Annotated in this window: 10 protein-coding genes; 5 read left to right on the forward strand and 5 right to left on the reverse strand. The window is 72.0% G+C overall.

Going from position 1 to position 13249, the window contains the following annotated elements:
- The first annotated feature begins 1 nt into the window (after position 1).
- Positions 2 to 1054 carry a LacI family DNA-binding transcriptional regulator gene (locus QE438_RS16730; protein WP_306994010.1) on the forward strand — a complete coding sequence of 351 codons (1053 nt, stop codon included), beginning with the start codon at positions 2 to 4 and terminating at the stop codon, positions 1052 to 1054.
- A gap of 8 nt (positions 1055 to 1062) precedes the next feature.
- Positions 1063 to 1899: a sulfotransferase gene (locus tag QE438_RS16735; protein ID WP_130534944.1), complete on the forward strand. Its 837-nt coding sequence runs from the start codon at positions 1063 to 1065 to the stop codon at positions 1897 to 1899.
- Between the two features lie 87 nt (positions 1900 to 1986).
- Here the strand turns inward: QE438_RS16735 and pyrF are convergent, their stop codons facing one another.
- Both pyrF and QE438_RS16745 read right to left on the reverse strand, forming a co-directional pair.
- A complete protein-coding gene (gene pyrF / locus QE438_RS16740) occupies positions 1987 to 2706 on the reverse strand; it encodes an orotidine-5'-phosphate decarboxylase (protein ID WP_306994007.1) in 720 nt (239 codons plus the stop codon).
- Positions 2703 to 3629, reverse strand: coding sequence for a 5'-nucleotidase, lipoprotein e(P4) family (locus QE438_RS16745; protein ID WP_307184068.1), 927 nt, complete (start codon positions 3627 to 3629; stop codon positions 2703 to 2705). Before QE438_RS16745 ends, pyrF begins: the two co-directional genes overlap by 4 nt.
- Positions 3630 to 3752: 123 nt before the next feature.
- Here QE438_RS16745 and QE438_RS16750 point away from each other — a divergent pair, with 123 nt between their 5' ends.
- Positions 3753 to 4424, forward strand: a complete 672-nt coding sequence (locus tag QE438_RS16750) for a DUF480 domain-containing protein (protein WP_306994005.1) — start codon at positions 3753 to 3755, stop codon at positions 4422 to 4424.
- A 63-nt stretch (positions 4425 to 4487) separates the two neighbouring features.
- Positions 4488 to 6761, forward strand: a complete 2274-nt coding sequence (locus QE438_RS16755; RefSeq protein ID WP_309735571.1) for a hypothetical protein — start codon at positions 4488 to 4490, stop codon at positions 6759 to 6761.
- A 267-nt stretch (positions 6762 to 7028) separates the two neighbouring features.
- On the opposite strand, the gene QE438_RS16760 is transcribed toward QE438_RS16755, so the two are convergent.
- Positions 7029 to 9008, reverse strand: a complete 1980-nt coding sequence (locus QE438_RS16760) for a UvrD-helicase domain-containing protein (RefSeq protein ID WP_130514886.1) — start codon at positions 9006 to 9008, stop codon at positions 7029 to 7031.
- Positions 9009 to 9131: 123 nt separating this feature from the next.
- Here QE438_RS16760 and QE438_RS16765 point away from each other — a divergent pair, with 123 nt between their 5' ends.
- On the forward strand, positions 9132 to 9758 hold the full coding sequence (locus tag QE438_RS16765; protein ID WP_130514888.1) for a thymidine kinase: 627 nt from the start codon (positions 9132 to 9134) through the stop codon (positions 9756 to 9758).
- A 16-nt stretch (positions 9759 to 9774) separates the two neighbouring features.
- On the opposite strand, the gene QE438_RS16770 is transcribed toward QE438_RS16765, so the two are convergent.
- Both QE438_RS16770 and QE438_RS16775 read right to left on the reverse strand, forming a co-directional pair.
- Complete coding sequence (locus tag QE438_RS16770) at positions 9775 to 12354, reverse strand: protein kinase (protein WP_309735578.1); 2580 nt, start codon at positions 12352 to 12354, stop codon at positions 9775 to 9777.
- A 247-nt stretch (positions 12355 to 12601) separates the two neighbouring features.
- Complete coding sequence (locus QE438_RS16775) at positions 12602 to 13171, reverse strand: ECF-type sigma factor (RefSeq protein ID WP_130514894.1); 570 nt, start codon at positions 13169 to 13171, stop codon at positions 12602 to 12604.
- Positions 13172 to 13249 lie beyond the last annotated feature (78 nt).

Raw genomic sequence — 13249 nt, forward strand, 5'->3', positions numbered from 1 at the left:
CATGGGCGGACCGGCGGCACGGGTCACCATCAACGACGTCGCCCGCGCCTCGGGCACGTCGAAGAAGACCGTCTCGCGCGTGCTCAACGACGAGCCCAACGTGCGCGAGGTGGTGCGCGCGCGCGTGCTGGCGGCGATCGCCGAGCTCGGCTATCACCCGCTCGCCTCGGCGCGCAGCCTGGCCACCAACCGCTCCTTCACGGTGATGCTGCTGTACGACAACCTCTCGCCCAGCTACATCATGGAAGTGCAGGCCGGCGTGCTGCAGGCCTGCCAGGCGCAGGACTACAGCATGATGGTGCAGCCGCTGGCCTACCCCGCGCCGGAGCTGGTCGAGCGCGTGCAGCACCTGCTCTCGCGCCATCGGCCCGACGGCCTGATCCTCACTCCGCCGCTGACCGACCATCCGCAGCTGCTGGCGCATCTGCGCGCCACCGGGCTGCCGTTCGCCTCGATCGCGCCGGGCGACCCGCAGGGCTGCATCGGCGTCATGCTGCGCGAGCGCGAGGCGGCCGCGGAGATGGTCGATCACCTGGTGGCGCTGGGCCACCGGCGCATCGCCCACATCATCGGCGACCCGCGCCACGGCGCCGGGGTCTGGCGCCTGGCCGGCTTCCGCGATGGCATGCAGCGCGCTGGCCTGGAGGAGCGCGCGGACTACATGGTGCAGGGCCGCTTCTCCTTCGAATCCGGCGTGGCCGCCGCGCGTCGCCTGCTGGCGCTGGCCGACCGGCCCAGCGCGATCTTCGCCGCCGACGACGACATGGCCACCGGCGCCATCTGGGCCGCCGCCGAGGCCGGCGTGTCGGTGCCGCGCGAGCTGTCGATCTGCGGCTTCGACGACACCAACATCGCCACCCAGATCTGGCCGCCGCTGACCACCATCCACCAGCCGGTGCGCGAGATGGGCCAGTGCGCCACCGACCAGCTGCTGCTGCACATCCAGGGCCGCGAAGGCGCCAGCATGGTCGAGGTGGGCTACCAGATGCGCCTGCGCGCCTCGACCGCGCCGCCGCCGGACGCGCCCGGCTCCGACCCACGCTCCCGCCAGTGACCGCCGCCATGTCCGACCAGCCCGCATCGCCCCGCGCCTTCCACTTCATCTCCGGCCTGCCGCGTTCGGGCAGCACGCTGCTGGCCGCCATCCTCAACCAGAACCCGCGCTTCAGCGCCGGCATGACCAGCCCGCTGGCCGACATCATGGGCCTGGTGATGGCCGAGGCCAGCAGCCGCAACGACTTCGCCTTCGACGTCAGCGATGCGCAGCGCGCCGCGCTGCTGCGCGGCCTGGTCGAGAACTTCTACAGCGTCAACGCGGCGCCGCAGGTGGTGTTCGACACCAGCCGGCTGTGGTGCAGCCGCATGGGGCTGCTGGCCACGCTGTTCCCCGGCGCGCGGGTCATCGCCTGCGTGCGGCCGCTGGCCTGGGTGCTGGACAGCATGGAGCGCCTGGTGCGCGCCCAGCCGCTGAGCGTCAGCAAGGTCTTCCGCTACGACACCAACACCACGGTGTACTCGCGCGCGGAGGCGCTGACCGACCCGCGCGGCATGGTCGGCTTCGCCTTCCAGGCCACCAAGGAGGCCTTCTACGGGCCGCATGCCGCCCAGCGCCTGATGCTGCTCAATTACGACACGCTGGCGCGCGACCCGGGCACGGCGATGCGCGCGGTGTATGCGTTCCTGGGCGAGCCGTGGTTCGAGCACGACTTCGACCACGTGCACTACAGCGCCGACGAATTCGACGCCCGCGTCGGCATGCCCGGACTGCATGCGGTCAAGCCGAAGATCCAGGCGATCGAGCGCACGCCGGTGCTGCCGCGCGAGATCTTCGCGCGCTTCGCCAACGAGTCGTTCTGGCTCGACCCCCGGAACAATCTCAACCAGGTCCAGGTGGTCTGAAGGCCGCGCGCCGCTGCGGCGGCGCGATTCCAGGTGGCGTGATCGCGGTGCAGGGCGCCGCTGCGGCGCGCCCGCACCGGGCGACGCTTACGCGGTCTGCTGCGCAGCGAGGATCTGCTGCTGGATCGCCTCGGCCGCCGCGCGCGGATCGCTGGCCTGGCGGATCGGCCGGCCCACCACGATGGCATCGGCGCCGGCGGCGAAGGCCTGCGCCACGTCCAGCACGCGCTTCTGGTCGCCCACCGCGCTGCCGGCCGGGCGGATGCCCGGGCAGACGATGTCGAAGCCGGCGCCGGCCGCCGCGCGCACCGGCGCGGCCTCAAGACCCGAGCAGATCACTCCATCGATGCCGGCCGCCTGCGCGGCTAGCGCGCGCTGCACCACCACGGCCTGCGGATCGGCGTCGATGCCCATCGCGGCCAGGTCGCCGCGGTCCATCGAGGTCAGTACCGTCACCGCCAGCAGGCGCAGCTCGCCGCGGCGCGCCTGCGCGGCGGCCTGCATCATCGGCGCGTGCCAGCCGTGGATCGTGGCGAAGGTCACCGGCCAGCGCGACAGCCCGGCGATCACCCCGGCCACCGTGGCCGGGATGTCGAAGAACTTCAGGTCGACGAAGATCTTCTTGTCGCGCCTGGCCAGCGCGTCGAGCACGCTGAAGTAGTCGCCCGAGGCCAGCAGTTCCATGCCGATCTTGTAGAAGCCCACCGCATCGCCCAGGCGATCGATCCACTCCAGCGCCTGGGCGCCGGTGGGTTCGTCCAGGGCGACGATCAGGCGCTCGCGCGGCGCCAGCTGCAGCGCGCTCATGGCGCCACGTCCAGCTGCGCGCGCTTGGCGGCCCGGCGCGCCTCGCGCGGCTGCTGCCAGTCGTTGTTGAACAGCGCCGGCTCCCACGAGCCGTAGGTCGGGCCGGCCAGCATCCACCAGCGCTCGCCGAACCAGTCGCGGTACTGCATCAGCAGCTTCTCGCGGTCGGCCTGCGTGTTGGCCACCACCTGCACGAAGTCGCCCAGCTGGTCGCCGAACTGCATCAGCACCCGGTACTGCTGCCCGGCCAGCTTGCGCCGGCAGTTCTTCTCGGTGCCGTTCTGCTCGCAGCCCGGCACGTTGGTGCCCAGGCCCAGGAACACGCTGTCGTCGGCCACCGGCAGGCCGACCGCCTTGAGGTTGGCGATGGTGGCGTCCTTGAGGTGCACGGCGCGGTTGGAGACGTACAGCAGCGTCACGCCCTTGGCGTTGGCGGCCTTGGCGAAGTCGACCACGCCCGGCACGGCCTTGGCCTTCTTCTCGGCCACCCAGCGGTCCCAGCTGACCTCGTCGTACTCGGCGTTGTCGCGGATCAGGCGCGCCTGGTAGGGCGAGTTGTCCAGCACGGTCTCGTCCACGTCCAGGATCACCGCCGGCTTCAGGCCGGTGGCGGCGTTGCCGCGCTCCTCCGGCACCAGCGCATCCCAGTGCTTCTCCTTCAGCGCCGCGTCCAGATGATCGGCGGCGGCGCGGTAGGTCTGGATCGACAAGGCCTGGTATTCGACCGAACGCTGCACCCACAGCACCGCGTTGAGGTTGTCGTCGGCCGGCGCGGTGGGCGTGGTCGGCACGGGCTGGGTCGCCGCGGCGGTGGCCGGGGCCGGCGTGGAGGCGGCCGGCGCGGCGGCCGGGTCGGTGCGCTTGCAGGCGGCCAGGGCCAGCACGGTGCAGAGGCTCAGGAGCAGCGGTCGGGTTGCGGTCACGTGGGAGGGATCGACGCGAAGGAGACCGGCAAGTTTACCGGCTGGCGGTGACAGCCTCACTTCGGCGCCGGCCGCGCGCGGCGGCTATCCTTGCCGGCCCCTTGAACCGTTCCCAGGTGCCTTGTGACCGATGCCGCCGACCTGCCCGAGCTCGACACCGCCCAGGCCCGCCTGCTGGGCTGCCTGATCGAGAAGGAAGCCACCACGCCGGATGTCTACCCGCTGACGGTCAATGCCGCGGTCTCGGCCGCCAACCAGAAGACCGCGCGCGATCCGGTCATGAACCTGCAGGCCGGCGCCGTGCAGCACGCGCTGCGCGCGCTGGAGGCGCTCGGCCTGGCGCGCCAGCAGTTCTCCTCGCGCGCCGAACGCTACGAACACCTCACCGGCAAGGCCTTCAGCCTGCCCAACCAGCAGGTCGCGCTGCTCGGCCTGCTGCTGCTGCGCGGCCCGCAGACCGCGGGCGAACTGCTGGCCCGCGCCGAGCGCCTGGGCTCGTTCGCCGATGCCGAGGATGTGCGCCATCACCTCGAGCGCCTGGCCCATCGCGAGCCGGCGCTGGTGGTGCAGATCCCGCGCGGCCCCGGCCAGCGCGAAGACCGCTGGATGCACCTGCTGGCAGGCCCGGTGGACGTGGCGGCGATCAGCGCGCGCGTCGCCAGCGGCGCGGCCGGCGAGGGCGCGCCCAGCGCGCTGGAGCACCGCATCGCCGAGCTGGAGGCGCGCGTGGCCGACCTCGAGGCGCGCCTGGCGCAGCTGCAGCCGGCCGGGCCTGCGGTGCCCCAGCTGTCCTGAGCGCGCCGCCTTCGGCGTGACATTCCAGGACGCGCCCCGCGCGCTGCCCTCGGAATCGATCCAATGCGCACCCCTCTGACCGCCGGCGTCGTGCTGCTGCTGGCGCTGGCCGGCTGCGACCGCCCTCGGCCGGCCGCCGCGGCGGGCGATGCCGCGGCCGAGGAGGCGCTGCCGGACACGCCGGCCCCGCCGGTGACGGTGCGGGCCTCGTTCCAGTGCCCCAGGCCGGCGATCGAGGGCGAGCCGGCCCTGCCGCTGGACGCGCCGCTGAGCGCGCTGCAGCGGCTGATCTGCGCCCAGCCCGACCTGGCCCTGCTGGACCGGCGCGTGCACGAGGCCTATCTGGCCACCCGCCTGCGCAGCGGCGTGGACCGCGGCAACCTGTCCAAGCGGCAGACGCAGTGGCAGGCCGACCGCGACACCTGCCTGAAGGCGGCCGACCCGAGCGCGTGCGTGGACGAGGCGCTGCGCACGCGGCTGGTCGAACTGGCGCTGCAGGACCCGCAGACCGTGGCCGGCACGCGCGTGGCGTTCGTCTGCGAAGGCACCGGCACGCCGCTGACGGCGGCGTTCTACAGCCGCTTCGACCCGCCCTTCGCCGTGCTGGGCTTCGGCAAGCAGCAGGCGGTGGTGTTCCTGCGGCCGACCAACGCCGGCCTCAAGTACGAGCGCAGCGGTGCCAACCTGTTCGTCCACCAGGGCCGGGTCGAGGCCGAGCTGTACGGCCGCACGCTGGCCTGCGTGTTGCCGTCCTCGCCGTGGTTGCGGGCCCCGGCGCCGGCGGTGGCTGCGGCGGCTGGGGCTGGGACCGAGCGAACCGAAGCGGCGCCGGTGGCGGGAGCCGTACGCGCCGAAGCGGCGCCTGCGGGCGGAGCAGCTGCCGTCCAGGCGAGGCCCGCGACTGGAGCAGCCTCCTTCCAGGCGACGCCTGCGATTGGAGCAGCGCCCATCCCAGCGGCGCCGGTGGCTGGCGCGGCATTGGCCAAAGCGACGCCTGGGGCTGGAACCGCATCGGCCAAGGCCGCGCCTGCGACTGGGATGGCGTCGGCCGAAGCCGCGCCTGTCGTGCCCACCCCGGCCGCTGCGTCCGCCAGGCCCGCCCCAGCGAGGCCTCCCGCACCGGCGCTCACCGCGCCGACTGTCCCTGTGGTGACGCCGGCCGCTGTGGCGGCTCCGGCTTCTGCGGTCGCGACCGTGCAGGGACTGCGCGCGGCACCGCCACAGCTCATAGCGCCGCGCCCGTCGACGCCTGCTTCGACCTCGACTTCGACACCCAGACCTGCGGCTACCAAGCCACCCACCACCGCGATCGCCACCGCTGCGCCATCCGGGCCTGCGCCCAAGTCCGTGCCAGCCGCTGCCGGTGCGGCGAGTGCCCCCGCGCCGGTCCGCGTACCGCCGACAAGACCGATCTCCGGCCAACCCCAGGCGCCGTTGCTCGCACTGGCCTCCAGGCCGGCCGCCGGCCGCCTCGTTCTCCGCACCCGCGTGGTCGCTACCAGTTTCAGCCGCTTCGCCTGTCGCGGGCATGGCGCCGACCGCCATTTCACAAACCACGCCGCGCCACGCCGCTGCGCAAGCGTCAGTCCCAGCATCGGCACGCCCAACGACACCCGTCCCGAGCGTAGTCCCGACGGCGCTCGCACAACCCCCGGCGGCGCGCACCTCTGCATCACCATCAACAGCATCACCGTCAGCATCCGCGCCATCCGTGCCATCCGCAGTGAAGGCGCCGGTGGCCGCAACGCCCGCAGTCAATGCCGGTGCATTGCCGAAGCCTGCGCCCCCGCTGCCTGTCGCCGCACCGATTGCCTCGGCCGTCTCGCCGATGGAAGACCGTGCGGGTGGCGCAACTGCCGCGCCGATGGCACCCCCCAAACCGTCCAGGGCAGCTATCAACGCTGCGGCGGCTGCGGCTACGGCCGCGTTGATCCAGCAGGTGCTGGCCGAAGTGCAGGCCGGGCTCGGCCGAAGCCGCGCGCGCCAGGTCTGCACCTGCCGCTGTGCCGGGTGCGGCCGCGGTGTCGTCTGCCGCGCCGACGCCGACGCCCGTGCAGGCCGAGCCTTGAAGCCGCCGACAGCGCCGGTGTCGTCGTTCGAAAGCCTGGGAAGCGAAAAGCAAAAGCACCCCACCCCGGCCCTCCCCTTCGCCTTCGGCGAAAGGGAGGGGGCAAAGCGCCGGCAGGCCAGACAGGACGGAGGTTAGTAGCAGGCTTCGCGGCCAGACGCTGCGGCTGGCCATCGTCGTGTTCTCGCTGTAGCTGCTGGGCACTCACAGCTCAGCGTTCTTCCATTGCGCGCAGCGCAGCGGAGCTCGAAGTCGCGGCCAACGACTAAGGCGGAGCCGGGCCTTTCTCAATTGGAAGAAGCCCCCAGCGATGCGCCCCCTCCCTTGCGCGTAGCGCAGGGGAGGGTTGGGGAGGGGTTAGGGGCTTTCCCGATTGAGCATCAGCAACGACTGCGTCGGCGTTCCCGCGAGAGCGGGAGTCCACGGGGACGTTGAAGACACCGGGGTTCCACCTTCGCAGCAGCGAAATGGTTTGTGCTGTCAGCGCCGAGTCTTAGCGCTTCTCAACACCTCAAGCCACTCCCAACCCCAACCCACTAATCATCAAACAACGCCTGGATCGCAGCCAGCCCTGCCTTGGCGCGCTCCTGCTTGTGCGCCGCGTCGGCCACCGGATCGGCGCCGTCGCGCTGCAGTTCGGCCGCGGGCAATTCGTCGAGGAAGCGGCTGGGCTGCAGGCGCATCAGCTCGCGGAACTTGCGCGTGGTGCGGCTGTGGCTCAGGTACAGGCCTTCCTTGGCGCGGGTGATGCCCACGTACATCAGCCGGCGCTCCTCCTCCAGCGAGCCTTCCTCCAGCGCGGTCTCGTGCGGCAGCACGCCGTCCTCGCAGCCGACGATGAACACGTAGCGGAACTCCAGCCCCTTGGCAGCGTGCAGGGTCATCATCCGCACCTGGTTGCCGCCGTCGTCCTTGTCGTTGCGCGACAGCAGCGCCAGCTGCGCGGCCAGGTCGCCTGCGCTGGCGCCGCGCGGGCCGCCGCCGAACCAGTCCGCCAGTTCATCCAGATTGGCCTTCCGCCGCTGGAACGAAGCCTCGTCCTTGGACTGCACGCGCAGGTCGGCCAGCAGGCCCGAGCGCTCGGCCAGCAGCCGCACCAGATCGGCCGCCGAGGTGCGCGGCGCCTGCTCGCGCAGGCTGCGCAGCGCGTCGTTGAAGCTGGCCAGGCCGTTGGCCGCGCGCGGTGGCAGCGCCTGCAGCGCGCCGGTGATCTCGGCCACGCGCGCCATCGGCAGGTGGCGCTGCTGGGCCATCTCGGCCAGGCGCGCCAGCGAGGTTGCGCCGACCTCGCGCTTGGGGTTCTGCACCGCGCGCAGGAAGGCCGCATCGTCGTCGGGATTGGCCACCAGCCGCAGCCAGCTCAGCGCGTCCTTCACCTCCTGCCGGTCCAGGAACGCGGTGCCGCCGGTGAGGTGGTAGGGGATGCGCAGCAGCTGCAGCGCCTTCTCGATCACCCGCGACTGGAAGTTGCCGCGGAACAGGATGCAGAACTCATTCCACGGCACCTGCTTGGCCGCCTGCAGAAAGGCGATCTCCGCGGCGACCTTCTCCGCCTCGTGGTCGTTGTCGCGGCATTCCCACACGCGGATGCGCTCGCCATCGGCCTGGTCGGACCACAGCTGCTTGAGGTGCTCGTGCGGGTTGTGCGCGATCAGCGCATTGGCCGCGCGTAGCACACGGTTGGAGCAGCGGTAGTTCTGCTCCAGCTTGATGATCTCCAGCTGCGGATAGTCGCGGCCCATCTGCAGCAGGTTTTCCGGGTTGGCGCCGCGCCAGGCGTAGATGCTCTGGTCGTCGTCGCCCACGCAGGTGAAGTCCCCGCGCGGCCCGGCGATGGCCTTGAGCAGACGGTACTGCGCGTCGTTGGTGTCCTGGCACTCGTCCACCAGCAGGTAGCCGATGCGCTCGCGCCAGCCGGCGGTGATCTCGGCGTTGCCTTCCAGGATCTGCACCGGCAGCCGGATCAGGTCGTCGAAATCCACCGCGTTGAAGCTCGCCAGCCGCGCCTGGTAGCGCGCGTACAGGGCGGCGGCCTCGACCTCGCGCGGGCTCTTGGCCAGCTCTGCGGCCGCCTCGGGCGAGAGGCCCATGTTCTTGGCGCGCGAGACCAGCGACTTCATCAGCTCGATCGCGTCCGGCTTGGCGCCCGGCATCAGGTCCTTGATCTGCGCGGCCGAATCGTCGGCGTCGAAGATGGAGAAGTTGCGCTTCAGCCCGGCCGCGGCGTGCTCGATCTGCAGGAACTTCAGCCCCAACGCGTGGAAGGTACAGATGGTCAGGCCTTCGGCCGCGTCGCCCTTGACCCGCTTGGCCAGGCGCTCGCGCATTTCCTTGGCCGACTTGTTGGTGAAGGTGATCGCCGCGATGCGCTTGGCCGGCATGCGCTTTGATGCGATCAGGTGCGCGATCTTCTCGATGATCACGCGCGTCTTGCCGCTGCCCGCGCCGGCCAGCACCAGCAGCGGGCCATGGACGTGCAGCACCGCGGCGCGCTGCGGGGGGTTGAGGAAATCCATGGGTCCAAAGAGCTACGAGAAACGAGGAAGGGCAGGAGCGTTCCCGCTGCGGGTATTCTCTCATCCCTTGAGGCGCGACCGCTGTCGCGCGTTCCTCGGCCCTTCCTCCTCGTTCCTCGCCTCATGGCCAAGCTCTACTTCTATTACTCGGCAATGAACGCCGGCAAGACCACCACGCTGCTGCAGTCGGCGCACAACTACCGCGAGCGCGGGATGCGGGTGCTGATCCTGACGCCGCGGCTGGACGATCGCGCCGGCACGGGCGTGGTGGCCTCGCGCATCGGCCTGCGCGCGGAGGGCAGAGCGTTCACGGCCGAGGACGACCTGCTGGCCGTGGTCGATGCCGACATCGCCGCGCACGGCGCGCTGCACTGCGTGCTGGTGGACGAGGCGCAGTTCCTCAGCCGCGCGCAGGTGTGGCAGCTGAGCGAGGTGGTCGACCAGCGCCGCATCCCGGTGCTGTGCTACGGCCTGCGCACCGATTTCCGCGGCGAGCTGTTCGAAGGCAGCCAGGCGCTGCTGGCCTGGGCCGACGAGCTCAGCGAGATCAAGACCATCTGCCACACCGGCGCCAAGGCCACCATGACCGTGCGCGTGGACGATCAGGGGCGCGTGGTCCAGGACGGGCCGCAGGTGGAGATCGGCGGCAACGAGTCCTACGTCTCGGTCAGCCGCGCCGAATACAAGCGGATCACCCGCGGCGAGTCGTCCATGCAGCCGCTGCAGGCGCCGCTGCCGCTGCCCGAGTAAGCCGCCGGGACAGGCCCTAGCGGTTGCCTGCCAGCAGGCGCGCGTTGCAGGCCCGGGCGATGTCGTCGATCTCGCGGACCAGCGTGCCGCCTTCGGGCTGGGCGTCGTGCAGTTCGTCCTGCAGGGCCTTCAGCTCGACGGCCGAGGACGGCGCGGCGCCGTCGCAGCGCGATTCGGCCAGGTAGGCGCGGGCGCGCCAGACCAGGCGCTGGGTCTCGCTGGTGTCGATGGGCAGCTGGGTCATGGCCGCCAGCGCCGCCTGCGCCGGCGCGGTCTGGCCCAGCCGCGCCCGGTTGCGGGCCTGGGCCAGCACGGCGCTGCGCTGGCGCAGCGGCATCGCGGTCTTGGCCGCGGTCAGCCGCACGGCGCTGTCGAACCACGGCGCGGCCTGGTCCGGCGTGCCGGCATCGGCCAGCGCCTGGCCGATCATGCGGTCGGCCTCGCCGACGATCTCGGACTGCGCGCCATAGCGCTCGACGCGCAGCTGCCGGCAGGCCTGGAACGCGCCCAGCGCCTGCGCGGGGTGGCCGGCGGCCAGCTGCGCCAGGCCGATGTTGAACAGCCCGCCGTGCAGCAGCCCTTCGTTGCCTGGCGCGCGCCAGATGGCCACCGCCTGTTCGATGTTGGTCAGCGCCTGGGCGCTGTCGCCGCGCTCCATGGCGATGATGCCCAGGCTGTTCCAGGCCAGGCCGGTGTTGCGATGCTGTGGGCCCAGCCGCCGCTGCACGTTGGCCAGCAGGGTGCGCGCCTGGCGCTCGGCCTGGGCGTAGCGTCCGCGATCCACGTCCAGCGCCATCAGATAGGCGCGCAGGTTGCCCACGGTCGGGTGCTGCGGGCTGTAGAACGCCTCGGCCAGGGTCAGCGCGCGGTTGAAGCTGGCCTGCGCCGCGTCGGTCTCGCCGCGCAGGCGCTGGGCCGCGCCGAAGCCGCGCAGCACGTCGATCTCCAGCGCCGTGTCGCTTTGGCCGTGCAGCTGGGCCAGCGCCTGGCGGTACAGCTCGAAGGCCGCCGGCTCGTCGCCGCGGTCGGTCGCCGTCTGCGCCAGGTCGAGCAGGCTCTGGGCCTGGTTGGTCGGCAGCCCGGCCAACTGCTGGCGCGCCAGCACCTGCTCGAACAGCGTCCGGGCCTCATCGCGCCTGCCGATCTGGCGCAGGCAGCGCGCGTACTGGGACAGGAACTCGTTGGCGACGCTCTGTTCGGTGCCCCGGCGCGACTGGGCCAGCGGTTCCAGCGGGCCCAGCACCGCCACGCACTCGGCGCCGCGGTCCAGCTGGGCCAGGGCGCGGCCGCGCTGGGTCGCCAGCTGCAGGCGCAGCTGCGCGGGCGGGTCCGGGGTGGCGTCCAGCAGCGCCTGGCCGCGCCTGAGCAGGGCGAGGGCCTGTTCGTAGTCGCCCAGGCCCAGGCGCAGGCGGCCGACCACGGCCAGCAGCTCGGCATGCGCCAGCGGCTGGCCGGCCAGCTCGCGCTCGCCGCGCGCCACGCCGTCCTCCAGCAGCTTGCGCGTGTCCAGCGCATCGCCGCGCGGGGCCGCGCCGGTGTTGTCGAACAGGCCGATCACGAAGTTCTGCATCGCCTGCGCGCGCTGCGCCTCGCGCATGGCCTCGCGCGCCTGGCGCAGGCTGACCGCCGCCGCGCCGACCAGCACGAAGATCGTCAGCGAGGCGGCCAGCAGCCACCAGCGCTGGCGGGTGGCGTACTTGCCCAGGCGATAGGCCAGGCTCTGCCGCTGCGCCTGCACCGGCAGGCCTTCCATATGCCGGCCCAGGTCGGCCGACAGGGCCTCGACCGACGGATAGCGATCCTCCGGGCGCTTGGCCAGCGCCTTGAGCACGATGCGGTCCAGGTCGCCGCGCAGGCGCCGCGCCTGGCGGTGCGCGTCCAGGCCCACCTCGCCAGTCTCGCTAGCGCTCAGCACCATCTGCGAGGGGCGCTGCGGGTCCACCGCGATGATGGCCTGCTCCCACTGCAGCGGGTTCTCGCCGCGCAGCCGATAGGGCTTGTGGCCGGTCAGCATCTCGTACAGCACCACGCCCAGCGCGTAGACGTCGGTGCGGGTGGTGACCGGTTCGCCGCGGACCTGCTCGGGCGCGGCGTAGTGCAGGGTGAAGGCGCGCAGCTCGGTCCTGGCCACCGCGCCATCGGGCGTGTCGAGCAGCTTGGCGATGCCGAAGTCCAGCAGCCGGGTCTGGCCGTGGACGGTGACCATGATGTTGGAGGGCTTCAGGTCGCGGTGCACGATCAGGTTGGCGTGCGCGTGGCTCACCGCCTGGCAGACCTGGCGGAACAGCGCCAGCCGCGCCTCCAGCGCCAGCCCGTGCTGGCGGCAGTAGTCGGTGATGGGCAGGCCTTCGACGTATTCCAGCGCCAGGTAGGGCTGGCCCTGGTCGCCGACGCCGGCGTCCAGCAGGCGGCCGATGTGCGGATGTTCCAGCCGCGCCAGGATGTCGCGTTCGCGCGAGAAGCGCAGGCGCAGGCGGTGGTCGGCGAAGCCCGGGCGCAGCAGCTTCAGCGCCACCCGCCGCTGGTAGCCGCCCTCGGCACGCTTGGCGCGCCAGACCATGCCCATGCCGCCTTCGCCCAGCACGTGCTCGAGCACGTAGGGGCCGATGCGCGTGCCCGGGCGCAGGGGTGGGCTGCGGTTCGTGCAGTGGCGGCGGGAAGTTGTCGTCGGCGTCCTCTTCCAGCGCCAGCAGCGCGGCCAGCTCGTCGGCCAGCGCCGGGTCCTGCTGCCGGTGACGGGACAGCTCCTGCTCGCGCTGGGCCGGACTCATGTCCAGCAGCAGGTCCAGCAGGGGCGACAGGCGCTGCCAGCGCGCGGGATCCATGGGTCTTGGGCTCGCGCGCTACTCGTCCTGCATCGCCGCCAGCAGGAACAGCCGCGCCTTCTGCCAGTCGCGGCGCACGCTGCGTTCCGAGCGCTGCATCAGCTCGGCGATCTCCAGCTCGGACAGACCGCCGAAGTAGCGCATCTCCACCACCTTGGCCAGGCGCGGGTCGGCATCGGCCAGCCGGTCCAGCGCGGTGTTGAGCGCCAGGGTGGTCTCGTCCAGGCGCAGCAGGTTGCTCTCCACGTCCTCCGGGATCTCGGCCACGCGCTTGAGGTCGCCGCCGCGCTTGCGCGCCAGCCGGCTACGGGCGTAGTCCACCACCACCGAGCGCATCGCCGAAGCGGCGTAGGCGAAGAAGTGCGCGCGGTCGTCGAAATGCGCCGCGCCCTGGGCGCCGAGCAGCTTCAGATAGGACTCGTGCACCAGCGCGGTCGCGTCCAGGGTGTGGCCCTGCTGGCCGGCCAGCTGGCGCCGCGCCATGCCGTGCAGCTCCTGGTAGAGCGTGGCCAGCACGCGGTCCAGCGCGGCGCGGTCGCCGCCGCGCGCCGAGTCCAGCAGCAAGGTGATATCGGTACCGACTTCCATGCGTCGACATCCTGAGTCGATCCCCACGAGGTCCGACTATAGCTGGTGGAACCGGAATCACCAGCACAGAATTTTCGT

The sequence above is a fragment of the Pseudoxanthomonas sp. SORGH_AS_0997 genome (genome assembly GCF_031453535.1).
Lineage (GTDB): Bacteria > Pseudomonadota > Gammaproteobacteria > Xanthomonadales > Xanthomonadaceae > Pseudoxanthomonas_A > Pseudoxanthomonas_A winnipegensis.

Bases quoted from the DNA above. Each gene is read 5' to 3' on its own strand.
- QE438_RS16730 (WP_306994010.1), top strand. From the start codon at position 2: ATGGGCGGACCGGCGGCACGGGTCACCATCAACGACGTCGCCCGCGCC.
- QE438_RS16735 (WP_130534944.1), top strand. From the start codon at position 1,063: ATGTCCGACCAGCCCGCATCGCCCCGCGCCTTCCACTTCATCTCCGGC.
- pyrF (WP_306994007.1), bottom strand. From the start codon at position 2,706: ATGAGCGCGCTGCAGCTGGCGCCGCGCGAGCGCCTGATCGTCGCCCTG.
- QE438_RS16755 (WP_309735571.1), top strand. From the start codon at position 4,488: ATGCGCACCCCTCTGACCGCCGGCGTCGTGCTGCTGCTGGCGCTGGCC.
- QE438_RS16760 (WP_130514886.1), bottom strand. From the start codon at position 9,008: ATGGATTTCCTCAACCCCCCGCAGCGCGCCGCGGTGCTGCACGTCCAT.
- QE438_RS16765 (WP_130514888.1), top strand. From the start codon at position 9,132: ATGGCCAAGCTCTACTTCTATTACTCGGCAATGAACGCCGGCAAGACC.
- QE438_RS16775 (WP_130514894.1), bottom strand. From the start codon at position 13,171: ATGGAAGTCGGTACCGATATCACCTTGCTGCTGGACTCGGCGCGCGGC.